This window comes from Pseudoclavibacter sp. CFCC 13611 (assembly GCF_008831225.1).
In the GTDB taxonomy this organism is placed as follows: domain Bacteria; phylum Actinomycetota; class Actinomycetes; order Actinomycetales; family Microbacteriaceae; genus Pseudoclavibacter_A.
In genome coordinates this window covers 270,395-292,174 of sequence record NZ_WBKE01000003.1, presented here as the reverse complement: position 1 = coordinate 292,174, position 21,780 = coordinate 270,395, and the positions used below count along the sequence as shown (strand labels likewise).

Below are 21,780 nucleotides of genomic sequence, written 5' to 3'. Positions count from 1 at the left end.
ATCCATCGAAACAGGAGAACGCATGAGCAGCAGCATCACCGCCGGGCAGTCGGCGTGGTTCGGCGACACCTTCGGGCGCCTCGTCGACAACGTCGAGCAGGCGATCGTGGGCAAACGCCACGTCATCGAGCTCGCCTTCACCGCGCTGCTCACCCGCGGGCACCTGCTGCTCGAAGACGTTCCGGGCACCGGCAAGACCGCGCTTGCCCGGGCGCTCTCGCGCACCGTGCAGGGCACTTCGTCGCGGGTGCAGTTCACCCCGGATCTGCTGCCTGGCGACATCACCGGCATCAGCGTGTACGACCAGAAGCGCGGTGAGTTCGAGTTTCACAAGGGCCCGATCTTCGCGAACATCGTGCTCGCCGACGAGATCAACCGCGCCTCGCCGAAGACCCAGTCGGCGCTGCTCGAGGTCATGGAAGAAGGGCAGGTCACCGTCGACGGCGTCACCCGGCCGCTCGACAGGCCGTTCATGGTGATCGCGACGCAGAACCCGATCGAGCAGGCAGGCACCTACCGCCTGCCCGAGGCGCAGCTCGACCGCTTTCTGATGAAGACCTCGCTGGGCTACCCCGACTCGGCGTCGACCCGTCGCATCCTCGAAGGCGCCGCCGTCACCACCGATCAGATTCCCGGCATCATTCTGCCCAAGGCCGTCAACGACATGATCGCGCTCACCGCCGGTGTGTTCATCGAACCGGTGCTCATCGACTACATCACACGGCTGGTCGAAGCGACGCGTGACGCGGCGCAGACGAGGCTGGGCGCCAGTGTGCGCGGCGCTCTCGCACTGGCCAACGTGTCGCGCACCTGGGCGCTCGCACACGGGCGCAACTTCGTCACGCCAGACGACATCAAGGCGCTGGCTCTGCCGGTGCTCGGGCACCGCATCATCCTCGACCCCGAAGCCGAGTTCGACGGCGTCACCGCCGACCAAGTCATCGGGCAGGTTCTGCTCGACACCGCTCCGCCGACGCAGGGGGCTGCCCAGTCGTGACCTTCGACCCCAGCACTCGCACCTCGACGCGCACCGAGACCGTCACCAGCTTCGCGCAGGGCAGCGTCTCGACGCGTGCTCGCGCACGGCTGAGCGTGTTCGGCGCGCGTTCCGTGCGCAGGGCCCGGCGGTGGATGCGGCATGCCGTCCGGTGGCTCGGCGAGACCGTGACGGCGGCGGGGTGGGTCGCCGTCGCGGTCGCCGTTCTGGCGACGCTGCTGGGGCTGAGCCTGGGGATCGTCGAGTGGCTGGTCGCCGGGCTCGCCGCATTGGTGCTGCTGCTGATCGGATCGGTGTTCCTCTTCGGGGCGAACGCCTACCAGATCGACCTCGGTGTGCTGGAGGATCACGTCGTCGCCGGTGACGAGGTGACCGGCGACATCACCGTCACGAACGTCTCGCGGCGGCCTGTTCTGCCGGGGCGTCTGGAGATTCCCATCGGCGCCGCCCTGGCCGAGACGCACGTGCCCCTGCTGCTGGCGGGAGCCACGCATGCGCAGCGCATCGGCATCCCCGCCCAGCGTCGCGGCGTCATCGCCGTCGGGCCGGTTCGCTCGGTGCGCGCCGACCCCATCGGACTGCTGCACCGTGACATTCAGTGGACCAAGAGGCACACGCTCTTCGTGCACCCGAAGACCGTGTCGCTGCCGACGACCGCCAGCGGCTTCGTGCGCGACCTCGAAGGAACGCCCTCATCGGTGCTGGTCAGCGACGACATCTCGTTTCACGCCGTTCGCGAGTACATGCCGGGAGACGCCCCGCGCAACATCCACTGGAAGTCGACGGCCAAGACCGGCACGCTCATGGTGCGTCAATACGAAGAGACGCGTCGTTCGAAGGTCGGCGTCGTGCTCGGCATGGCAGCTGACGACTTCGCCGCCGACGATGAGTTCGAGCTCGCGGTGAGCGCCGCGGCGTCGATCGGCGTGCGTCTCATTCGTGACCGGCGAGATCTCGACGTGGTGGTCAGCGCAGAGGTGCCCGAGTCGGCCCGGCGAGTCATCCGGTCGGCACGTCGGCTCAGCACGTTCACGCCGATCACTCTGCTCAACGACTTCAGCGGGGTCGACCGCAGCGCCCAGATGATGCGCCTCGACGAGGTGGCCACGCTGACCGCCCAGCAGATCGACGGGCTGTCGCTGGTGTTCATGGTGTGCGGCTCGTCCCTCTCACTGCACGATCTGCAGACGGCAGCGCACCGATTCGGTCTCGACACCGCGGTGGTCGTGGTGCGCGTCGACCTCGACACCGAGCCCGGGGTGCAGCGCATCGGCGACATCACCGTCTTCACGCTGGGCGTGCTCGACGACCTTCGGCATCTGATGGCGAGGGTGGTGCAGTCATGAGTGACGTGGGTCAGGCGCGGGCCGTCTCACGTGCACAGCTGGTCGCCACTCTGGTGTTCACCAGCGTCGTGCTGGCGCTCGTGATCATCGGTTCCTGGCCGATCTATCGCAAACCCACCCTCTTTGTGGCCGGCGCAGCGGCGCTCGTCGCAGGTCTGGCCGTCGGACTCATCATCGTGCGGCGGCGCCTGCGGGCACTGCCGGCACTGGCACTCGCGCTGGCGACCTACGCCGTCGTCGGGCTGCTGGCAGCGGTGCCGTCGACGTGGTCGGCGCTGCCGGCCACCTTGGGTGACGGCGCGCTCGAGGTGCTGACCGCTCCGGTCACGGGCTGGAAGAACCTGCTCACGATCACGATTCCGGTCGGCGACTTTCAGGGCATGCAGCTGCCGCTCTTTCTGGTCGTCTACGTTGCGGCCCTGCTCTCTGTGCTCTTCTCGCTGCGTCTGGTGCGGTTCTGGGGGCTCGCTCTGGCGGCGCTCGCGGTGGCGCTGCTCTTTCCGACGGTCTTCGGCGCGCGCGCCGCCGCCGAGACGGTGACGGTGCCGCTGCTCTCCCTGCGTGCACCGGTGCACCTGATCTGCGGCCTGCTGGGCCTCGGCCTTCTGCTGGCCTGGCCGATCGTGCGGCAGCGACGGCAGCGCCTGGCCGCTCGCGTCGCCTACGTCAGCGATGTGCTCGGGGATGCCGAGGGCGAGACCGCTCGAAAGTCGACCGATGCCGCGAAGGTCGCCGTCGCGTCCTCAGGCAGGCGCGCCGCACGACTGCGACGGATCGCTCTGGCCGTCGGCATGGCCGTCGTCGCCGCGGTGGTGGCCGGAACGGTCAGCGGCCCGCTGCTCGGCGACCGCGATCGCATCGTCGGCCGCAGCGTCGTCGAACCCGAGACGCAGGTTCCGCCGCTGAACAGCCCGCTGGCGGCCTTCCGCCGCAACTTCACCGCGGCGCATCTGAACCAGACGCTGCTCAGCGTCAGCGGCGACGCACCGCAGCGGCTGCGGTTCGCGACTCTCGGCGAATACGACGGGCAGGTCTTCCGCACGGCAGATCCCGAGCAGAGCAACAGCGCCGACACCGCGTTTCGCCGGGTGCCGTTCGTTCTTGACACCGCTGGCGCGACGCGCGACGCGACGGTCACGGTCGGTGACTACCAGTCTGTGTGGGTGCCCCTCGGCGAGCAGCTCGAGCAGCTGCACTTCGACGGCGGCGACCAGCGGTCGCTCGGCAGCCGGTTCTTCTTCAGCGACCGTCTGCAGTCGGGCCTCCAGCTCGCCGATCGGGCGGGCCAGCAGGGTCTTCGCTCGGGCGACGAGTACACGTTCTCGTTCGCCCCGAACGACGAGCAGCCGTCGTCTGAGGTGGGCCCGGGAGTCGGCTCGGTCGACGGGGTCAGCGCCGATCTGATGCCCGCGCTCAACGAGTGGGTCGCCCAGAAGCGCGAGGGCGGGGCCACGCTCGGCGAGGTGCAGCGGCTGAATCGGCTGCTCATCCAGCGCAGCTATCTGGGGCACAGCAAGGATGATCCGGGCCACGATGAGAACAGCTGGCTGCCTCGGGACTATCAGTTTCGCAGCAGCGACGCCGGGCATACGCGTGCACGTATCGACGGGCTGTTCGCCTCTATGCTCGATAGCCGCTATCTCGACTGCTCGAGCACGGTGTCGCAGTGCGCGGCCACGGTCGGCGACCAAGAGCAGTATGCGACGGCGACCGCGCTCGTCGCGCGGGTGGTCGGCTTTCCGTCTCGGGTCGTCTACGGGGCGAAGGTCGACGACGACGGCCAAGTGCGGGGCCGGGATGTCACGGCCTGGGCAGAGGTGCTCACCAGCGACGGTCGGTGGGTCGCCATCGACGCCGACCCGCGCACCGACAACCGCTTCGTCGAGAACCCAGACCAGAACGCGTTCAAACGGTACAGCCCGACGACGGCTCAGCAGAACGCAGGGCAGGTGCCGCCGCCGGACAAAGACCCGTCGGGGGGAGACCTCGGGTCGGATGTGGCCAGCGGCAGCCAGACACTCGCTCAGGTGCTCGCGATCGTGCGCCTCGCCACGACGGTGCTCTTCTGGGCTGCGCTGATCACGCTGCCGCTCTGGGGAGTGCTGCTGCTCAAGCTTCTGCGACGTCGCCGTCGTCGTACTCGGGGCACCGCTGACCAGCGCGTCGTCGCCGGCTGGGACGAACACGTCGACAACATCGTCGACGCCGGGGGCAGCGCGCCGATTCGGGCCACGCGACGCGAGATCGCCGAGCCGTTGAGCAGCGAGAGCCGACAGCTCGCCGACCTCGCCGACTGGGCGGCGTTCTCTGGAGTCGCACTGAGCACCGAGCAGGCAGCGGAGTACTGGCGACTCGTCGACGCCGAGCGTGCTCGGATGGTGGCGGGCAGAACCCGCTGGCAGCGGTGGAAGGCGCGGTTGTCGCCCAAATCGCTGACAGGATATGTTAGACGCGTGCGCATTCTCGCACAGGTGCCCCAACGTTTCCGCTTGGGGCTGGGAAGAGGAAAGACAAGATGACGAATCCGCAGTTTCCCTCGTACGGATCCAACGACTGGACCGGTGGTCCTTCCCTCGCCCAGCAGGCGGCCGATCCGGCCACCTCGCCGGAGCAGATGCGCGTCATCATCCAGCAGGATCCCTCGCTCTCCGCGGTCGTGGCGGTGAACCCGAGCGTCGATGACGCGCTGCGAACCTGGCTGTGGGAGTACGGCGGCGACGACGTGCGCCAGGCCATGACCGATCAGTACGAGCAGGCTCTGCAGGCGCAGCAGACACTCGCGACGCAGGCGACGGCCGACGACGGCTTCGGTCAGCAGGAGGTCGTGGTCGAGCAGGTCGTGCAGGCAGCGCAGGCCCAGGCGCAGACGGACTCGTGGTACCAGGAGTCGGCCCCGGTGATCGACTCGGTGCCCGGGTTCACGGCTGCGCAACCGCCAGCCGATGGGGCTTTCGGCACGCCGCAGGCACCGGCACAGGCATTCGCGGCAGAACAGCAGGCGCCGTTCGCCGAGCCCCAGCATGCGCTCGAGCCACAGCCCGCTGCACAGCAGGAGTCCCCGATCTTCGGCGGTGCTGAGAGCTTCGGCTCGACGGGCTTCGGCACCGCCTCCGACGTCGAAGACGACGACGTCGAGAAGACTGTGCTGGTGCGCCGCAATCATCGTCCGGTCAGCCGCCTGCTGCTGGAGTCTGGTGACAGCGTCGAGATCGAGGCCGATGTGGCGATTCTGGGACGCAACCCACGAGGTGAGTTCAGCCGACGTGATCAGATCGTGCGCATCCCCGATTCGCACAAGACGATCTCGAAGACGCACGCCAAGCTGGAATGGGTCGACGGCGGCTGGTTCATCACCGATCTCGAGTCGACGAACGGCGTGACGCTGGGCACGGCCGACGATGAGGTCGAGATCACCCCGAACACCGCGACTCCGCTCGACGGCCCGTTCGCGCTCGGGCTCTACCGTATGGAGCTCAAAGTCGATCGCTGATCGCGGCCAGGCGCCAGCCGATCAGAGCTTGTGCGACGGGTGTGCAGTGTGTATAGTGATTCTTCGGACATGCGCCCGTAGCTCAGCTGGATAGAGCGTCTGACTACGGATCAGAAGGCCGGGGGTTCGAATCCCTTCGGGCGCACCACCGAAAAGGCTCCGCTGCGGCGGGGCCTTTTTCATACCCGTGCGATGAACATGGACGCGAGAGAACATGAGCGCGAAGTGAACACCGAGCAGCTGAATCAGGTGCGTGCGCTGCTCACACAAGCGGTCGAGTCGCTGCGTGCGGCCGGAGCCGACGATGAGGCGCTGGCCCGTTATGTGGCGCCGCGTCGACGATGGATGTTCACCCGCCGCGCCCGTCTCGAACCCGTCTGCCGTGTCTGGCGCATCGGAACGCTCCTGGTCGACGAGGCAGGCGACGCGTGGATCGTCGGCACGACGACTCGGGCGGTCGAACCGGCGTGGCCGCGCAACACGGCGCTCGCGATCGAAGAGCGCCGACAGCTGCAGGAACTCGCCTGGAATGGCCCCTTCGAACCCGGCGACACGGTGAACTTCGAAGCTGTGCCGATCGACCTGAACAGCAGCGGGCACGGTGAGACCGAGGCGTGCCCCTTCGTCGAGGTCGACGGCGAGATCATGGTTCGGTGGGATCCCCACACGACGGGCACACGGCTGCAGCCGCTGGCAGAGTACCTGGCCGAGCAGGTTCGCCTGCGCATCGACCCGTTCAGTTAGACGGCAGTCCGAGATTGCGCAGGGCGTCACGCAGTCGTTCGCGCCCGTAGAAGTCGGCGTAGTCGGCGAAGTGCTCGGTGATGTAGCTCTCCCAGTCGAACTCGCGCCCGTAGTCGGCGAAGAAGCCGTTGATGCGCTCGGCATAGGCGTCCAGTCCGGGCAGCACGTCGGCGTCGTACTGCTCTTGATGCACGACGACCTCGGGCAGCGGGCGCGGGCGAATCTTCGCGCGGTCGGTCGGACTCGGCCACCCCAGCGTCATGCCGAAGGCGACGGCTGCGTGCGACGGCAGTGCGAGGGCGGCTGCAGTCTCTTCGGGGTGATTCCTGGCTCCGCCGATGTACGTGATGCCCAGGCCCAGAGACTCGGCTGCGACCGCGGCATTCTGTGCGGCGAGCGCGGCGTCGATGAACGCGACCAGCGTGGCCTCGAGCAGTGCGCCGCCGACGAACGGCTGTTCGGCGCGTTCGGCCAGCGCCGCAGAACGGTGCAGGTCGGCGATCCAGAACAGCAGCACAGGCGCCTTGTCGATGAAGGGCTGGTTGCCGATCAGCGGCTTCAGCTGCTCTTTGCGAGCCTGGTCGCGCACGACGATGACGCTCCACGAGTGCTGATTCGAGCTGGTGGATGCGGCCTGTGCGGCGGTGAGAATCGCGCGCAGTTCGTCGTCGGTGACGTCGCGGTCGCTGAACCTGCGCACCGACCGATGCTGCAGCTGTCGCAGAATCGTCGGGTTCACGGCGTCGAACGTCGGCGCACCGTCACCTCCGAAGCGCACGCGCAGCGCCTCGACGAGCTCGTCGCGCGTCGGCTGGTGCAGGTCGGGATTCTGACTGGTCGTTGCGTCTGCGGCTTCGCTCATGCAGTCATGCTATCTGGCTGAGCCGATGCTTGCGCATGTCTCAGCGCGACGCGGCGTTCACCGCGTCGCCGATGCGCTTGAAGATCTCGGTGAGAATCGGCAGTGGCGTGGCGAAGTTGATGCGGATGAAGTCGGCTGCGCTCGGGCCGGTGGCGGCTCCGTCGGTGACCGCGACGCCGGCCTGCTCGAGAATGAAGTCTCCGAGCGGCCGCGGCAGACCATAGTCGCGCAGATCGATCCAGGCGAGAAAGGTTCCTTCGGGGCGACGGTAGTGCGCTCGAGGCAGGTGTGTGGCCACCAGCTCGTCGACCACGCTGCGATTGCGGTCGAGATAGGCGATGAGGTCGCCGAGCCATCCGCGGCTCTCATTGTAGGCGACGGTGTTCGCGACGACTCCCAGCGGGCTTGCCGCGTCTTCGGGCCAGTAGCGCACCTGTTGCCAGATGCGCAGGTCGTCGTCGTTCGAGAAGATCACCTGGGCGGTCTTGAGGCCCGCGAGGTTCCAGGCTTTCGATGCACTGGTCACTGTGATCGTGTGAGAAGCCGCGGCCTCGTTCACCGAGGCGTAGGGCACGTGACGCCTGGGGGCATAGACCAAGGGAGCATGGATCTCGTCTGCGAACACCCTGCCACCGTGGTGTTCGACGACCTCGCTGATGGCGACGAGCTCGTCGCGTGTGTAGACGTGCCCGGTCGGGTTCTGCGGGTTGACCAGCACGAGCACCTCGCCGCCTGCGCGGAAGGCCCGATCGAGCGCGTCCGGGTCGAGGCTCCCGTCGGCCTCGAGCGGCACCTGCACCGTGTCACGCTGCCAGGCCTGCTCGGGCAGAAAGAGGAAGGGCATATACGCCGGGGTCGGCAGAATCACCTTGCTGTCCGACCTGCGCGTGAAGTGCTGCAGCGTCACCTCGAGACCGCTGACCACGTCGGAGAGCCGGCCCACATGGTCGGCGTCGAGCTTCCATCCGTAGGCATCGCCGTGCCACTTCGCAGTGGCCTCCTGCAGGGCCAGCGCCTGCTGCGGCACCAGGTAACCGAAGCGGCCCTCGCGCACCCAGCGCTCGAGCGCCGCGGTGATCTCGGGCGCTGCGCCGAAGTCCGACTCGGCGATGAACGCCCCCACGGCATTCGGATAGTGTGCCCACTTGCGGCCGCCGACGGCGCGCAGTTGGTCGATCGTGATGGCGTCCCAGCTCGTTGCGAGCTCGTCGAAGGCGGATGCGTCGGTCATGTGGTTCCTCTCGGGTGCAGCGCTCGATTGGCTGCGAATTCCAGTACGGTACAGGTTCAATGATGCGCTCGACACGGTGTGAGAGGGGTCGCCGCTGTGGGATGAGCCAGCTGCCCCAGGGGAAGAGGGCAGCCGGCCCGCACTCAGAAGAGTGCTGCGCCACAGCAGGCGCTGTGCGTTTCCGCACGCCCACAGCACTTGCAGATCGTGGTGTGGGCCCCTACAAAGATACCGATCGGCGGGGCGTCAGAGCAAGCGACTCAGTCGGCTTTGACGGCCACGTCGGCGTGTCGGTCGAAGCGGTAGCCGATGCCGCGCACGGTGCGCACGATCTCTTGGTAGTCGCCCAGCTTCGCGCGCAGGCGGCGCACGTGCACGTCGATGGTGCGCTCGTTCGGCACGCCCTCGGCCTCTTCGTCCCAGAGGTCGGCGAGCAGGTCGTTGCGGTGCACGGTCTCGCCCTCATGCTCGACGAGGTGCCCGAGCAGGTGGAACTCCTTGTAGGTCAGTGCGACCTCCTGGCCGTCGACGAGCACACGCTGGCGAGAGAAGTCGATGACGACACCGCGGCGATGCGTCTGGCGTTCCTGCTGCCGTGCGCGCTGGGCCGCAGGGTCGCGCAGAGCCAGCCGCACGACATCCACATCGCGGCCGCCCGCGCCGCGCGGTGCGATCGCGAGCGTCGCGTGCGTCTTGATGTCGGGCACCAGCGCCTCGGCGGTCTCTTTGAGAGCGGCGACGAGCTGCTGCAGGCTGACGCCGCTGGCGGCTGCGCTGACCTCGTCGAAGCCGACGTAGAGTGCGAAGCCGCGAGCTTCGACGTTCTCGTCGCGGCGGGCGTGCGGATGCTGCCCGTGGTCTGTCTGACGGGAGGCCGGTCGCGTGGTGTGCGCGCTCTGGGTGTGTGCGCTGCGGGCGCCGTTGCCGGTCTGCACGTCTTCGGTGAGGCTGCGCTGATCGTATGAAGTGGTCATGAGTGAGTCCTTGGTGTCGTGAGCGATGTCTGTGTGCGGATGCTCGCGCGCTGCCGTCTGATCGGACGCGGGATGCTCCGCGGGGTGAGCGCCGGTATGGTTCGACCGGTGAGGCTGCGGAGTGTCTGACAGTGGGTCAGTGTGCGCTTCGAACCGGTCTGGCTGCTCGGAGGGGTGTCGGGTCAACGACACATTCGGGACGCTTCGGCCGCCATGCGCATCATCGAGCGGCGGCTCACTGCCACCTCGATGCGTGCTGCGCTGGTGTGGTCGAAAATGCTCATAGCGTCCAGTCTGCGATACCGAAGGGGATGAGTCAAGGCGGGTCGTCGGATGTGACGAACAATGACGATTGTGACGCTGGGGTAAGTTGGACGTGGCGCTGCACAGCCGATCCGTGAGTGAGGAACCTTTCGTGAACATGCCTGTCTCCCCCGTTTTCGAGCAGTGGATGGATGCCGCACTCGAGGAGTCGCGAGGCGCGCTCGAGACCGGAGACGTCCCGGTCGGGGCGATCATGCTCGACGCGCTCGGCAACGTCATCTCGGTGGCGCACAATGAGCGCGAGAAGCTCGAAGACCCGACCGCTCACGCCGAGGTGCTGGCGATTCGCCGTGCGGCGAGGGCGTGGAACAGCTGGCAGCTGCCGAATACGACCCTGGTCGTGACGCTTGAGCCCTGCGTGCTGTGCGCAGGTGCGATTCTCTCGGCCCGCATCCCGCGCGTCATCTTCGGCGCCTGGGACGACAAAGCGGGTGCTGCCGGGTCGGTCTACGACCTGCTGCGTGATCGACGGCTCAATCACCAGGTCGAAGTCATCGGCGGCGTGCGCGAGCAGCAGAGCACTGCGCTGCTGCAGGAGTTCTTTCAATCTCGGCGCTGATCTCCGATCGTTTATCTTTGCGACACAGCCTCAATGCCGAGGCGGAAACAGGTAGCCTGAGAGTGAAGGCGGGGGCAGTTGGCTCCGCCGAACCTTGAGGAGGCAGGCCAGAATGACCAAGAAGATCGTGATCGGTGTCGACGGCTCAGAACCGGCTCGCGCAGCGCTGCGCTGGGGTGTCGGTTACGCCCAGCGCGCGAAGACCGAGGTCGAGCTGTTCTACGTGATCGACCTCACCCCGTTCTCTGACACGCCGGTGTTCGAGAGCGAGGCTCTTGCTGAAGGGCAGAAGCTGCTCGATCAGGAGGTCGCATATGCGAAGTCCGTCGCACCCGATGTCACTTACACCACCAACCTCGCTCCCGGCACGCCCACTGCGGTGTTCGAAGAGGAGTCGAAGGGCGCCGAGCTGATGGTCGTCGGCACACACAAGGGCAGCAAGCTGCCGAACGTGATCTTCGGGTCGAAGCCGATCCGCCTGGCCGCGTCTGCGCATTCGCCCGTCGCCGTCGTGCCCACCTATGATCTGGGCGAGCGCCACGGGGTCTACGTCGCTGTCGACGGCAGCCCCACGGGCAATGTCGCCCTCGAATATGCGGCTCGGGCTGCGGATTCGCTCGGCGAGACGCTGCACATCATCTCGGCATGGACGATTCCCGCCATGCCGGCCACCGATGTCGCATGGAGCGCGCAGATCATCGAAGAGGTGCGCAACGAGTCGCGCGCCGTGCTGCAGGGTGCGAAAGATCTCGTATCGGGCATGCTGCCCGACCTGAAGATCGAGACGCAGCTCATCGAGGCCGAGCCGGTGCGCGGCATCGTCGAGACCGCCAAGCATGCTGCGCTGCTCGTCGTGGGCAACCGCGGGCGCAAGGGCCTCACACGTCTCTTTCTCGGGTCTGTCAGCCACGGTGTGCTGAACAACATTCCGTCGCCGGTCATCATCGTCCGGGCCGACGAGAACCTCGAGAAGTAGGCGCTCACTTGCGTCTCAGCGTCGACTGGTAGAGGTCAGCTGAGAGAACGGGCCGCCCCACAGCTGTGGGGCGGCCCGTTCTGCGTCTGGTGTTGAGCGGTCTTCAGCTCTCTGCCGCCGTGTCGAGTGACTGGCGTGTGAGGTCGATGAAGGCGCGGGCAGCCGGAGTCAGCGTACGAGCCGTGCTCCATGCGAGTCCGATGGCGCCGTCGATGCGAGGTGTGATCGCTCTCACGGTGAGGTCGTCACCTCGGTATCGCAGGATGACCGATTCCGGCACGACGGCCGTACCGAGTCTGGCGAGGGCGAGGCGCAGCAGGAGGTCGGGGTCACCTGATTCGAAGGCGATGTGCGGCCGGGCTCCGATACCTGCGAATGCCGTGTCGAGGCGATCTCGGAGTCCGGTTCCGGTGCTGGGAACGATGAGCGGCTGATCGACGAGCGCGTTCAGCGGCACTGACAGCTGTGCGGGCAGGGGAGAGCCGCAGCTGACGGCGACGAGCTGTTCACGGGCGAGCTCCAGCGTCGCAGTTTTGTCCCCGGGCAGGGCGGATCCCAGCCCGACGAGCCCGACTTCCGGGCGCGCATGGCTCAATCCGTCGAGGAGTCGGGCGCTGGTCAGCTCGCGGAGTGTGATGTCGACATCGGGGTGTTCGGCACGGAAGGCGGCAAGCAGCGCGGGCAGGTCGACGGAGGCGGAGCTGATGGTCGAGATCGTCCCGATGGTGAGGTGCCCCGTGACCAGACCGGCGACGGCAGAGACGCTCGCAGCGCCGGATTCCGCAGCATCGAGAGCGGCCTGCGCATAAGGCAGGAAGGCTTCGCCTGCGGCGGTGAGGCGGACTCCGCGTGACACTCGATCGAGCAATGGCTGGCCGAGCTCACGTTCGAGCTGGCGCAGCTGGGCGCTGACTCCGGGCTGAGTCACATGCAGCTTTGCGGCCGCACGAGTCACATTTCCCTCGGCCGCGGTGGTCACGAAGTATCGCAGATGACGCAGCTCCATAACTGTGCATTATATCTATGAGACAATATGAGTATTGGAAGTATTCGCTGGGTGGGCCGACCATTGTCAGCATGACTGTTGGACACTCTCGCAAAGGGCTTCAAACGACCCTGATCTTCCTGGCCGTTCTCTCGACTTCCGTCGCGAGCCTGGGCACACCGCTGCTGCCGGCGGTTCAGGAACACTACGGCGTCTCGTTGTCGGAGTCACAGTGGGCGCTGACGATCACGTTGCTCGTCGGTGCAGTCGTCACGCCGGTGATCGGGAGGCTGGGGTCGGGTCCGGCGCACAGAGCCACCACAATCGGCGCGGTTGCCGGCATGACCGTCGGCTGTGTGCTCGGAGCTCTTCCAGCAGGATTCCCCGTTTTCCTGCTCGGGCGGGCGATCCAAGGGCTCGGGCTCGGGCTCGTGCCGCTGGCGCTTGCGACCGCTCGCAATGATCTTCCCGTGGAACGTCGGGCGAGGTCGATCGCCGCGATCGGCGTCACGACTGCGGCGGGCATCGGCATCGGATACCCGGTCGTGGGTGCGCTCGCCGAACTCGGCGGTGTGGCTGCGCCGTTCTGGTTCGTTGCCGCACTCAGTGCGGTCTGTCTGGTCGCGGTCATCCGTGTGCTTCCCGCCACGACGGCCGGACAGAGCCATGTGGGACTCGTCAGCTCTGCTCTGCTTGGCACAGGACTGACCCTGACGCTGGTGGCGCTCTCTGAGGGAGCCGAGTGGGGGTGGGCATCTGCGCCGGTCATCATGCTGGCGATCGTCGCTCTGGCTCTGCTGGCGGTCTGGGCGCTCTGGGAGCTGCGCGCCGCGCATCCTCTGATCGATCTGAGGATGCTCAGACGCCCGGCTGTGGCCAGTGCGAATGTCACCGTATTCTTGGTCGCGATCGGGTTCTACCCACTGGCGCCCCTGGTGGTCCGGCTGGTGCAGGCTCCGAAGTCGACCGGCTACGGATTCGGAGCGTCGATCCTGACAGCAGGGCTGCTGCTTCTGCCGTTCTCGCTGGCGAGCTTCGCGGCCTCACGCCTCGTGCCCATGCTGACCAGACATCTCTCGTACGAGATCATCGTCGCGCTGGGCTGCCTGTTCCCGCTGTCATCGTATGTGGTCTTTCTCTTCGCGCGCTCCACGTATCCGGAGCTGATCATCGCGATGGCGCTCAACGGACTCGGCGTCGGACTCGTCTACGCGATCAATCCGCTGCAGATCGCCGATGGGGTTCCGCCTGCAGAGACCAGCAGCGCGATGAGCACATATCAGCTGAACCGCAGTGTCGCGTATGCCGTGGGCAGTGCGCTCAGCGCCACTTTTCTCATCATGGCGACGGCGAATGGAGAGAGCTTCGCGCAGCCCTCCGGCTATGACGGCTCGGCGGAGTTCAGCATCGCCGTGCTGGCCTTGGCCTTCGTCGCCAGCGTGGCGTTCGCGCTGAGCGCTCGTCGACGGCGCCGAACCTCTTCTGTTGCGTCTCGGTGAGACTGATGGAACCTGCCGAAAGACGCCGGAACGGCTGGGCGCTACGCAGCCGTGCGCAGGACGTCGGGCTCGATGAAGATCGTCGTGGCGATCGGCACCTGTGCGCGAATGCGCTCCTCGATCGCATCGATGGCCTGAGCCAGCTCGCGCGCCGACTCCGTCGGAGGCACCGCGACCTTCATCGCGACGAGCAGCGCATCGGGCCCGAGGTAGAGCGTACGCAGATGAATGATCTGATCGACATCGTCACCGGCCAGCACGGCGGTGCGAATGCGGTTCAGGTCGGCGTCGGTCGCGCCTTCGCCGATGAGCAGGCTGCGGGTCTCGGCACCGAGCACGAGCGCCACCACGATGAGCAGGACGCCGATGGCGATCGTTCCCACGCCGTCCCAGACGCCGTTGCCGGTGAGCACAGTGAGCCCGACGCCGAACAGGGCGAGAACCAGCCCGGTCAGAGCGGCGGTGTCCTCCAAAATGACCACGGGCAGCTCCGGGGCCTTCGCACGCCGGACGAACTCCAAGACGCTGCTGTCGCCGCGTGCGGCCTTCGACTCGCGCAGTGCGGTGCGCAGCGAGAGTGACTCCAAGACGATCGACACCACGAGCACCGCGATCGGCAGCCACCAGTTGTCGAGCGGATGCGGATGCATGATCTTCTCGTAGCCCTCATAGACGGCGAAGAGACCGCCGAGGCTGAACAGCACGATCGACACTACGAATGCGGCGACGTAACGTTCGCGCCCGAAGCCGAACGGATGCTCAGGCGTGGGCTCGCGGCGCGCCTTACGCCCGCCGACGAGCAGCAGCAGCTGGTTGCCGGTGTCAGCCAGGGAATGCACTGACTCGGCGAGCATCGAGCTGGACATCGAGATCAGGTAGGCGACGAACTTTGTGACGGCGATGCCCAAGTTAGCCAGCAGCGCTGCGATGATCGCGCCGGTGCCCTCCTGCCGTTGCTCGGGTGTGCTGGCAGGAACGGGTGTCGCTGCTGACGCGTTCGTTGTCATCCCTTCAGAATACTCGTCGCGCTGCGTTGCGGGCCCGCAACGCTACTACACTGACCACCATGACTGAGAGCGCATCTGAGAACCTGCATCCGACATCCGCTGTCGCAGCTGACGCCGGCTCGCCGTCGGCGGCTGCACCGAACGCGTTTCCTGCGATCGCCTTTCTCGGCGTCGGCTCGATGAACGGCGCGATTCTGCACGGCCTGATCGCCTCGGGCATCCCCGTGGCCGACGGAGCCGACGACGGCATCCGTGCGACCAATCGCTCTGCGGCGAAGGCCGACGCCCTGGCCAGCGAGTACAGCGGCCGCGTGCATGCGCTCAGCGGCGAACGCGAGGCCGACGCCAACTCGGCGGCGGTGCGCGGGGCGGGCATCGTCGTGCTGGGCGTGAAGCCGTACCAGGTCTCAGAGGTGCTCCGTGACATTCGCGGCGATCTCGCGCCGGGGGCGATCGTGGTGAGCGTTGCCGCGGGCGTGACCATCGCCTCCATGGTCGGCGCGCTGCCTTCGGGCACGCCGGTCTTTCGCGCAATGCCGAACACCCCGGCCCGAGTGGGCGCTGGGGTGACGGGGCTGGCCGCCGGACCCGGCGCCACCGAAGAACAGCGGATGCTGGTGAAGTCGCTGTTTGAGACGGTGGGTGCGGTGCTCGAGATTCCCGAGTCGCGCATCGACGACCTGGCCGCGGTGTCGGGGTCGGGGCCGGCCTACCTGTTCGCGTTCGTCGAGCAGTTCGAGCAGGCGGCGCAGAACATCGGCTTCACCGCCGACGAGGCCAGGCTGCTCGCCGATCAGACTGTGATCGGTGCCGCACGTCTGCTCGACGAGAGCGGGCAGACCGCCGAACAGCTGCGCATCGCGGTGACCAGCCCGGGCGGCACGACGCAGGAGGCGCTCGCAGTGATCTCGCGGGGCGGTCAGGTCGAGAACCTCACCGAGGCGCTGCATGCGGCGATCGATCGGGCGCAGGAGATGGCGGCTGAGAACGCCTGACGCCCGCCGAGGCTCGTGCCTGGAGCCGGGCCGAGCTGTGTGGGGTCGGGCTCAGCGGTCGAGGTTGGCGAAGCGCTCGATGTCTGCGACGCGGCCTGAGACGATCACCAGGTCGTGATTCGTGATCACGGTGTTCTCGGTCGCATAGGTGAACTCTTTGCCCGGTGACTTCACGCCGACGACGGTCACATGGTACTTCGACCGCACGATCGAGCGCCCCAGCGGCTTGTCGCGGATGATCTTCGGGGGGTACAGCTTCACGATCGCGAAGTCGTCGTCGAACTGGATGAAGTCGAGGAGTCGGCCGCTGACCAGATGCGCGACGCGATTGCCCGCCTGCGCCTCGGGGTAGACGACGTGGTTGGCGCCGATGCGCGCGAGGATCTTGCCGTGCGACTGCGTCGACGCCTTGGCCCAGATCTGCGGCACCTTCAGGTCGACGAGGTTCGCGGTGATCAGCACGCTCGCCTCGAGCGTGCCGACGGCGACCACAACGATCTGAAAGTGCCCGATGCCGATCTGCTTGAGCGCCTCGGGGTTGCGGGCGTCGGCCTCGACGGTGTGCGTGACGCGCTCCGACCACTTCTGCACCAGAGACGGGTTCGTGTCGACCGCCAAGACCTCGCGATCGAGTCGGTTGAGCTGACCGGCGGTGGCGGCTCCGAACCGCCCCAGACCGATCACGGCCACTGGTGCGTCGACGGCGATTCTCTCAACCAACGATCGGCCTCTCTTCTGGGTGCTTGTACAGCTGGCGACGCGATGAAGACGCGATCGCCGCCGCCAACGTCACTGTACCAACACGGCCGGCCCACATCGTCGCAGAGAGCACCACGATCGCGGGGGTGGGCAGCTCTTGGGTCACGCCGGTGGAGAGACCGCAGGTCGCGAACGCCGAGATGACGTCGAAGAGCACGTCGGCCAGCGGCCGATCGGTGAACGGCAGAATCGCGATGGTCGAGGCCAGGACGATCGTCGTGCCCCAGAGCACGATGCTCACGGCGACGCGCAGCACGTCGTTGGGGATGCGGCGGTCGAAGGCCTGGATCTCGCCCTGACCGCGCGCCTCGGCCAGGGCCGCGAGCAGCAGCACGGCGACGGTGGTCACCTTGATGCCGCCGGCCGTTGAGGCCGAGCCGCCGCCGATGAACATGAAGAGCTGACTCATCAGCAGGCTGGAGTCGTTCAGCTCGGCCGGGTCGAAGAGTGCGAAGCCGCCCGAGCGGGTCATGGTGGTGTAGAACAGCGCTTCGAAGGGTCGACTCCATGCGACGCTGTCGCCGAACGTCTCAGGGTTGTTCCACTCTGAGAGCGAGAACGCCAGCGTGCCGAGCAGCGCCATGGCCGCCGTGGCGACCAGGGTGAGCCGCACGTGCAGGCTCCAGTGCGGGTGACGGGTGCTGCGCTTCAGCACAGCCCGAAGGTTGCGCATGATGGTGTACACGACCGGGTATCCCAGCGAGCCGGCGAACACGCCGAACACCAGCATCCCCATCAGCCACGAATTCGACTCGTGAGCGGCCAGACCCTCGGGAAAGGGCGTGTACCCCACGTTGTTGAACGCGCTCACCGAGAGATAGACGCTGTCATAGACCGCCGTGCCGAACGAGGCGCCGCCGATGAGCAGATTCGGCAGGATGCCGACGAACAGCACGAACTCGACGATCAGCGACGTGAAGAGCACGGTGGTGAGCAGCCCGCCGACCTCGCCGAGACGGATGGCCTGACCCTCGCTGACCGGGCCGGCGTGCGTGCGCAGCGGGTTGGTGTCGCTCGCCGCGATGAGCCGCTGGCGCAGGCTGAGGCGCCGCGTGACCACCATGCCGAGCATCGAGGCCATCGTCAGCACACCGATGCCGCCGATCTGTGCGCCGATCAGGATCACCGCATTGCCGAACGGCGACCAGTGCGTGGCCATGTCGACGACCGCGAGCCCGGTGACGCAGACGGTGCTCGTCGCCGTGAAGAGCGACTCGTGCAGAGGAGTCCACGTGCCGTTCGCGCTGGCCATCGGCGTGCTGAGCACGAGTGTGACGATGAAGATGATCGAGGTGAACGCCAGAATCGCGAAACGCGAGGGAGAGCGCCCCGCATAGGTCTTGAGACGGTCGGTCAGGCGACGCAGACGTGTCTGCCCCGCACCGATGCCGACTTCAGCGGCCATTTCTGCTCCCGTGGTTCGTGATCGGCCGCACTTCGCCGATGCCCTCAAGCCTATCTCTCATGCTGGGGTGCGTGCCTCCTGCACGGTCGGCGGTGCTGCCGCGTCGGGTCTTCGCGCAGACCGGTGTCGCAAGCGCGGCCGATTGGCTAGCCTAGAGGGCATGAGCTCGGTATTCGAAGCCGTCAGCGAGCAGACTCGCCGACGCATCCTCCAAGCCCTCCACGATGCGGGAGCGGAGCTGAGCGTCTCCGAGCTGGTCGACCAGCTCGAGGTCAGCCAGCCGACGGTCTCGAAACACCTCAGAGTGCTGCGCGACCACGACCTCGTCGAGGTGCGCGAAGACGGCCAGCGGCGGCTGTACCGCATCAATGTCACAGCGCTCGATCCGGTGCGCGAGTGGATCGACGAGTTCTACCCCGAACCCGAGCCCACGGGCCTGGCCACGGTGACCGTCGGGGCGACCGGCGGCAGCGAGGGGGCATCCCCATGCCCGAACGACGGCGCACAGTTCAAAGACGACGACCCGCTGGCCGCGCGTCTCGGCACACCAGAGCACCCGATCGAACGCGGGGTGGCGCAGACGCTCGGTCAGGTCGCCGCAGCGGTCGCGCGGCCGTTCATCGCCGGTGCGCGGCGGGTCGGCCGGGCGTTCGGCCGCCGCTGAGGTAGTGCCGGCGTGCAGCTGCTGGTAGAATAACCGGGTTGAGCAAAAGGTCGGCACCCGACCAGAACATTCAGTGAGGTTTCCCTATGGGTTCAGTGATCAAGAAGCGCCGCAAGAGGATGGCTAAGAAGAAGCATCGTAAGCTTCTGCGCAAGACGCGCCACCAGCGTCGCAACAAGAAGTAGGTCGCAGGGTTCGCGAACGGTCTTCGACCGCGCGAACGCGTGTTGACCAGGGCGTCAGGATTCCTTCCTGGCGCCCTTCTTCGTGCCCTGTTCGTGTGTGTCGGGGTGTGCGTGCCCGGTCACGCGTCAGGGCGCTGGCGTCGGGTGAAGCGGCGGATGCTCCATCCGTTCTGCAGAGCCAGCGTGCGCAGCTGCGCATCTGGGTTCACCGCGACCGGATGCCCGACCAGCTCGAGCAGGGCGCGGTCGTTGATCGAGTCGGTGTAGGCATACGAGTCGGCGAGGTCGTAGCCGTGGGCCTCGGCAAGTGCGCGCACGGCGACCGCCTTCTGCCCGCCGTGACGCACCGGGCCGGCGAAGCGTCCGGTGAGCTCGCCCGTCGGCGTGAGCTCGAGCTGCGAGGCGATGGCGCCGGTGCAGCCGAGGCGTTCGGCGATGTAGTCGGCGATGAGCGAGGGGGATGCCGTGGCGATCCAGACGTCGCGACCTGCCGCCCGGTGGCGTGCGATCAGGCCGGGAATCTGCGGCCAGATGCGCTTGGCGATGTAACGGCCGTAGATCGACGGCATGAGCGCACGCAGGTCGTCGAGACGGTGCCCTGCGGCGATGCCCAGCGCGCGATCCTGGATGTCGGTGAGCTTGCCGGTGTTCTCGCCGCGGTGCGAGAAGCGAAACTGCTGCCAGGCGAACGACCAGATGTCGCGATAGCGGATGACACCCTGCTTGACGGCACCCTGCCCGAAGTGGAAGACAGCGGAGCCGCGCACGATGGTGTTGTCGAGGTCGAAGACGGCGATCTCGGCAGAAGGGGAGGCGGATGACATCACCGCATATCCTACCTGCCCGCGCCGAGATGAGACGTGTCGGAGCCTCGATGACTCGCCGAGATTCCTAGAATCGAGACATGACCATCGATGTGCTGCTGCTGGGCAAACCCGGATGTCACCTCTGTGACGACGCTCGAAGGATCGTCGCAGAGGTGATTGCCCAAGCGCGAGAGGCAGGCGAGCCGGTCACGCTGCGCGAGCGGAGCATCCTCGATGACGCAGACCTGCAGAGGCGCTTCGGCGAGCTGATCCCGGTCGTCTTCATCGGCGACCGACAGGTCGCGCAGTGGCATGTCGACCCGGCGCGGCTGCGGTCGCAGATCGATCAGACGGTCTCAGAAGACTGAATGTCCAGGGTCTTGCGCAGCGGCCGGTTCGGAATGAACAGCACTGCGATGACGGTGAGCACCGACAGGCAGGCAGAGATCAGAAAGATGCGGCCGGTGGCGTCGCCATAGGCGCTGGTGACGATGTCGCGGGCGAAGTCGGGCAGTTGGGAGAGGTCGAGCCCGGACGGCGCGCCTGATGTCGCCTCTGCCGCCTGAGCGCCGGGCCCTAACGCGGCGAAGCCGCTGCTGACCAGATCGCCGACTCGGTTCGACAGCACGGTGCCCAAGACGGCGACACCGGTCGCACCGGCGAAGGTGCGGATGAACGCGACCATGCTGCTGGCCGCACCGACGTCGCGCACGCTCACGGTGTTCTGCACGACGAGCACGAGGTTCTGCATCAGCATGCCCATGCCGAGGCCGAGCACCGCGATGCGGCATCCGGTCTGCCACATCGGCGTCTCGTGCGTGGTGAAGGTGAGCATCGTGAGCGCGGTCGTCACCAAGAGGCTGCCGACGACGAGGAACACCTTCCAGTGGCCGGTTCGGCTGATCAGCACGCCGGTGCTGATGCTCGCGGTGATCATGCCGATGACCATCGGCAGCTGCAGCAGGCCGGCGGCTGTGGGGGTCTGCTGCAGCGCGATCTGAAAGTACTCGCCCAGATAGGTCGATGCGCTGAACAGTGCGACGCCGATCGGAATCGATGCGATCAGCACCAGCGCCGTGGTCCGGTCACGCAGCAGCCCGAGAGGGATGATCGGCTCGGCGACCCTCGACTCGACGAAGAGCGTGGCGACCAGCAGCAGCACACCGCCGATGACCATGGCGAACGAGGCCGGCGAGACCCAGTCGAACGAACCCCGAGGGCCGGCGAACGAGACCCAGATGAGCAGCACGCTGACGCCTGAGGTGAGCAGCAGCGAGCCGGCCCAGTCGATGTGCACCGGGCCGGTGCGCACACTCGGCACTTTCAGCGTGAACTGCAGCAGCACCAACGAAGCGATCGCGAAGGGCACGCAGACGAAGAACGTCCAGCGCCAGCCGAGCGCGCTGTCCACGATGAGACCGCCGACGAGGGGGCCGCTGGTCTGCGCGACGGCGATGACCGCGCCGATGAGACCGGTGTAGCGGCCGCGGTCGCGCGGAGGGGTGATCGTGGCGATGATCGCCTGGGCGAGGGCCATCAGACCGCCCATGCCGAGGCCCTGCAGCACGCGCGCGCCGATCAGCCAGGGCATTCCGTGGGCGAACCCGCAGGCGACCGAACCGATCGTGAAGATGATGATCGCGAGCTGCACCAGCGTCTTCTTGTTCAGCAGATCGGCGAGTTTGCCCCAGATCGGAGTCGAAGCGGCGTTTGCGAGCAGAGCTGCGGTGATGACCCATCCGTACTGAGACTGCGAGCCGTGCAGGTCTCCGACGATCTGCGGCAGCGCGTTGGCCACGATGGTCGTGCTGAGCATCGCCGTGAACAGCGCGAGCAGCAGACCGACGATGACCTTCGCGACCTGCCTGAACGTCAGATTCTGGGTGGCGCTGTCGGGCACTGGGATGGCTGCAGAGCTGTCAGGTGTGTTGGATGCGGGGGACAAACAGGCCTCGGTTCAAAGGTACGTGGT

At 66.9% G+C, this 21,780-nt stretch carries 21 protein-coding genes and 1 tRNA gene; 13 read left to right on the top strand and 9 right to left on the bottom strand.

What is annotated here, in order from left to right; translation table 11 throughout:
* Positions 1-22 precede the first annotated feature (22 nt).
* From F8O08_RS10010 to F8O08_RS09985, 6 genes are all read left to right on the top strand, one after another.
* Positions 23-997 (top strand): AAA family ATPase, encoded by a 975-nt coding sequence (locus F8O08_RS10010; protein WP_158037032.1) that lies wholly within the window; start codon positions 23-25, stop codon positions 995-997.
* Complete coding sequence (locus F8O08_RS10005) at positions 994-2,343, top strand: DUF58 domain-containing protein (RefSeq protein ID WP_158037033.1); 1,350 nt, start codon at positions 994-996, stop codon at positions 2,341-2,343. Before F8O08_RS10010 ends, F8O08_RS10005 begins: the two co-directional genes overlap by 4 nt.
* Positions 2,340-4,862, top strand: a complete 2,523-nt coding sequence (locus F8O08_RS10000; protein ID WP_158043172.1) for a transglutaminase-like domain-containing protein — start codon at positions 2,340-2,342, stop codon at positions 4,860-4,862. Before F8O08_RS10005 ends, F8O08_RS10000 begins: the two co-directional genes overlap by 4 nt.
* Positions 4,859-5,833, top strand: a complete 975-nt coding sequence (locus F8O08_RS09995; protein WP_158037035.1) for an FHA domain-containing protein — start codon at positions 4,859-4,861, stop codon at positions 5,831-5,833. The genes F8O08_RS10000 and F8O08_RS09995 overlap by 4 nt, the downstream gene beginning before the upstream one ends.
* A 71-nt stretch (positions 5,834-5,904) precedes the next feature.
* Positions 5,905-5,981 (top strand) — tRNA-Arg (locus F8O08_RS09990).
* Positions 5,982-6,058: 77 nt separating this feature from the next.
* On the top strand, positions 6,059-6,577 hold the full coding sequence (locus tag F8O08_RS09985) for a hypothetical protein (RefSeq protein WP_158037036.1): 519 nt from the start codon (positions 6,059-6,061) through the stop codon (positions 6,575-6,577).
* Here the strand turns inward: F8O08_RS09985 and F8O08_RS09980 are convergent.
* The 3 genes from F8O08_RS09980 to F8O08_RS09970 form a co-directional block, all read right to left on the bottom strand.
* Positions 6,570-7,439 carry a nitroreductase family protein gene (locus F8O08_RS09980; protein ID WP_158043171.1) on the bottom strand — a complete coding sequence of 290 codons (870 nt, stop codon included), beginning with the start codon at positions 7,437-7,439 and terminating at the stop codon, positions 6,570-6,572. The two genes, F8O08_RS09985 and F8O08_RS09980, sit on opposite strands and share 8 nt — an antisense overlap.
* Before the next feature lie 40 nt (positions 7,440-7,479).
* On the bottom strand, positions 7,480-8,670 hold the full coding sequence (locus tag F8O08_RS09975) for a MalY/PatB family protein (protein ID WP_158037038.1): 1,191 nt from the start codon (positions 8,668-8,670) through the stop codon (positions 7,480-7,482).
* Positions 8,671-8,930: 260 nt separating this feature from the next.
* The gene (locus tag F8O08_RS09970; protein WP_158037039.1) at positions 8,931-9,644 is read right to left on the bottom strand and encodes a winged helix-turn-helix domain-containing protein; all 714 of its coding nucleotides are present in this window, start codon (positions 9,642-9,644) and stop codon (positions 8,931-8,933) included.
* Between the two features lie 421 nt (positions 9,645-10,065).
* Between F8O08_RS09970 and tadA the strand changes: the two genes are divergently transcribed.
* The gene (tadA, locus tag F8O08_RS09965) at positions 10,066-10,527 is read left to right on the top strand and encodes a tRNA adenosine(34) deaminase TadA (protein ID WP_192496782.1); all 462 of its coding nucleotides are present in this window, start codon (positions 10,066-10,068) and stop codon (positions 10,525-10,527) included.
* A 112-nt stretch (positions 10,528-10,639) separates the two neighbouring features.
* Entirely contained in the window at positions 10,640-11,503 is an 864-nt protein-coding gene (locus tag F8O08_RS09960) for a universal stress protein (protein WP_158043170.1), read from the top strand.
* Positions 11,504-11,606: 103 nt separating this feature from the next.
* On the opposite strand, the gene F8O08_RS09955 is transcribed toward F8O08_RS09960, so the two are convergent.
* Entirely contained in the window at positions 11,607-12,509 is a 903-nt protein-coding gene (locus tag F8O08_RS09955) for a LysR family transcriptional regulator (protein ID WP_158043169.1), read from the bottom strand.
* Between the two features lie 71 nt (positions 12,510-12,580).
* Here F8O08_RS09955 and F8O08_RS09950 point away from each other — a divergent pair, with 71 nt between their 5' ends.
* Positions 12,581-13,987, top strand: coding sequence for an MFS transporter (locus F8O08_RS09950; RefSeq protein WP_192497764.1), 1,407 nt, complete (start codon positions 12,581-12,583; stop codon positions 13,985-13,987).
* Positions 13,988-14,028: 41 nt separating this feature from the next.
* Here F8O08_RS09950 and F8O08_RS09945 read toward each other — a convergent pair whose 3' ends face one another.
* The gene (locus F8O08_RS09945) at positions 14,029-14,994 is read right to left on the bottom strand and encodes a cation diffusion facilitator family transporter (RefSeq protein WP_158043167.1); all 966 of its coding nucleotides are present in this window, start codon (positions 14,992-14,994) and stop codon (positions 14,029-14,031) included.
* 59 nt (positions 14,995-15,053) lie between these two features.
* Here F8O08_RS09945 and proC point away from each other — a divergent pair, with 59 nt between their 5' ends.
* Entirely contained in the window at positions 15,054-15,989 is a 936-nt protein-coding gene (gene proC / locus F8O08_RS09940) for a pyrroline-5-carboxylate reductase (RefSeq protein ID WP_158043166.1), read from the top strand.
* Positions 15,990-16,040: 51 nt separating this feature from the next.
* Here proC and F8O08_RS09935 read toward each other — a convergent pair whose 3' ends face one another.
* Positions 16,041-16,709: a potassium channel family protein gene (locus tag F8O08_RS09935; RefSeq protein ID WP_158030343.1), complete on the bottom strand. Its 669-nt coding sequence runs from the start codon at positions 16,707-16,709 to the stop codon at positions 16,041-16,043.
* Complete coding sequence (locus tag F8O08_RS09930) at positions 16,702-18,153, bottom strand: TrkH family potassium uptake protein (RefSeq protein WP_158037046.1); 1,452 nt, start codon at positions 18,151-18,153, stop codon at positions 16,702-16,704. Before F8O08_RS09930 ends, F8O08_RS09935 begins: the two co-directional genes overlap by 8 nt.
* A gap of 160 nt (positions 18,154-18,313) precedes the next feature.
* Between F8O08_RS09930 and F8O08_RS09925 the strand changes: the two genes are divergently transcribed.
* A complete protein-coding gene (locus F8O08_RS09925) occupies positions 18,314-18,817 on the top strand; it encodes an ArsR/SmtB family transcription factor (protein ID WP_158043165.1) in 504 nt (167 codons plus the stop codon).
* Between the two features lie 86 nt (positions 18,818-18,903).
* Positions 18,904-19,002, top strand: coding sequence for a 30S ribosomal protein bS22 (locus tag F8O08_RS09920; protein WP_003792170.1), 99 nt, complete (start codon positions 18,904-18,906; stop codon positions 19,000-19,002).
* A 119-nt stretch (positions 19,003-19,121) separates the two neighbouring features.
* On the opposite strand, the gene F8O08_RS09915 is transcribed toward F8O08_RS09920, so the two are convergent.
* Complete coding sequence (locus F8O08_RS09915; protein ID WP_158037048.1) at positions 19,122-19,826, bottom strand: HAD family hydrolase; 705 nt, start codon at positions 19,824-19,826, stop codon at positions 19,122-19,124.
* Positions 19,827-19,906: 80 nt separating this feature from the next.
* Between F8O08_RS09915 and F8O08_RS09910 the strand changes: the two genes are divergently transcribed.
* A complete protein-coding gene (locus F8O08_RS09910) occupies positions 19,907-20,176 on the top strand; it encodes a glutaredoxin family protein (RefSeq protein WP_158043164.1) in 270 nt (89 codons plus the stop codon).
* Here F8O08_RS09910 and F8O08_RS09905 read toward each other — a convergent pair.
* A complete protein-coding gene (locus F8O08_RS09905) occupies positions 20,155-21,753 on the bottom strand; it encodes an MFS transporter (protein ID WP_225733630.1) in 1,599 nt (532 codons plus the stop codon). The two genes, F8O08_RS09910 and F8O08_RS09905, sit on opposite strands and share 22 nt — an antisense overlap.
* Positions 21,754-21,780 lie beyond the last annotated feature (27 nt).

Coding starts and splice junctions, on each gene's coding strand:
- F8O08_RS10010 (WP_158037032.1), top strand. CDS start 23: ATGAGCAGCAGCATCACCGCCGGGCAGTCGGCGTGGTTCGGCGACACC.
- F8O08_RS10000 (WP_158043172.1), top strand. CDS start 2,340: ATGAGTGACGTGGGTCAGGCGCGGGCCGTCTCACGTGCACAGCTGGTC.
- F8O08_RS09995 (WP_158037035.1), top strand. CDS start 4,859: ATGACGAATCCGCAGTTTCCCTCGTACGGATCCAACGACTGGACCGGT.
- F8O08_RS09980 (WP_158043171.1), bottom strand. CDS start 7,439: ATGAGCGAAGCCGCAGACGCAACGACCAGTCAGAATCCCGACCTGCAC.
- F8O08_RS09975 (WP_158037038.1), bottom strand. CDS start 8,670: ATGACCGACGCATCCGCCTTCGACGAGCTCGCAACGAGCTGGGACGCC.
- F8O08_RS09970 (WP_158037039.1), bottom strand. CDS start 9,644: ATGACCACTTCATACGATCAGCGCAGCCTCACCGAAGACGTGCAGACC.
- tadA (WP_192496782.1), top strand. CDS start 10,066: ATGCCTGTCTCCCCCGTTTTCGAGCAGTGGATGGATGCCGCACTCGAG.
- F8O08_RS09960 (WP_158043170.1), top strand. CDS start 10,640: ATGACCAAGAAGATCGTGATCGGTGTCGACGGCTCAGAACCGGCTCGC.
- F8O08_RS09955 (WP_158043169.1), bottom strand. CDS start 12,509: ATGGAGCTGCGTCATCTGCGATACTTCGTGACCACCGCGGCCGAGGGA.
- F8O08_RS09950 (WP_192497764.1), top strand. CDS start 12,581: ATGACTGTTGGACACTCTCGCAAAGGGCTTCAAACGACCCTGATCTTC.
- F8O08_RS09945 (WP_158043167.1), bottom strand. CDS start 14,994: ATGACAACGAACGCGTCAGCAGCGACACCCGTTCCTGCCAGCACACCC.
- proC (WP_158043166.1), top strand. CDS start 15,054: ATGACTGAGAGCGCATCTGAGAACCTGCATCCGACATCCGCTGTCGCA.
- F8O08_RS09930 (WP_158037046.1), bottom strand. CDS start 18,153: ATGGCCGCTGAAGTCGGCATCGGTGCGGGGCAGACACGTCTGCGTCGC.
- F8O08_RS09925 (WP_158043165.1), top strand. CDS start 18,314: ATGAGCTCGGTATTCGAAGCCGTCAGCGAGCAGACTCGCCGACGCATC.
- F8O08_RS09920 (WP_003792170.1), top strand. CDS start 18,904: ATGGGTTCAGTGATCAAGAAGCGCCGCAAGAGGATGGCTAAGAAGAAG.
- F8O08_RS09915 (WP_158037048.1), bottom strand. CDS start 19,826: ATGTCATCCGCCTCCCCTTCTGCCGAGATCGCCGTCTTCGACCTCGAC.
- F8O08_RS09910 (WP_158043164.1), top strand. CDS start 19,907: ATGACCATCGATGTGCTGCTGCTGGGCAAACCCGGATGTCACCTCTGT.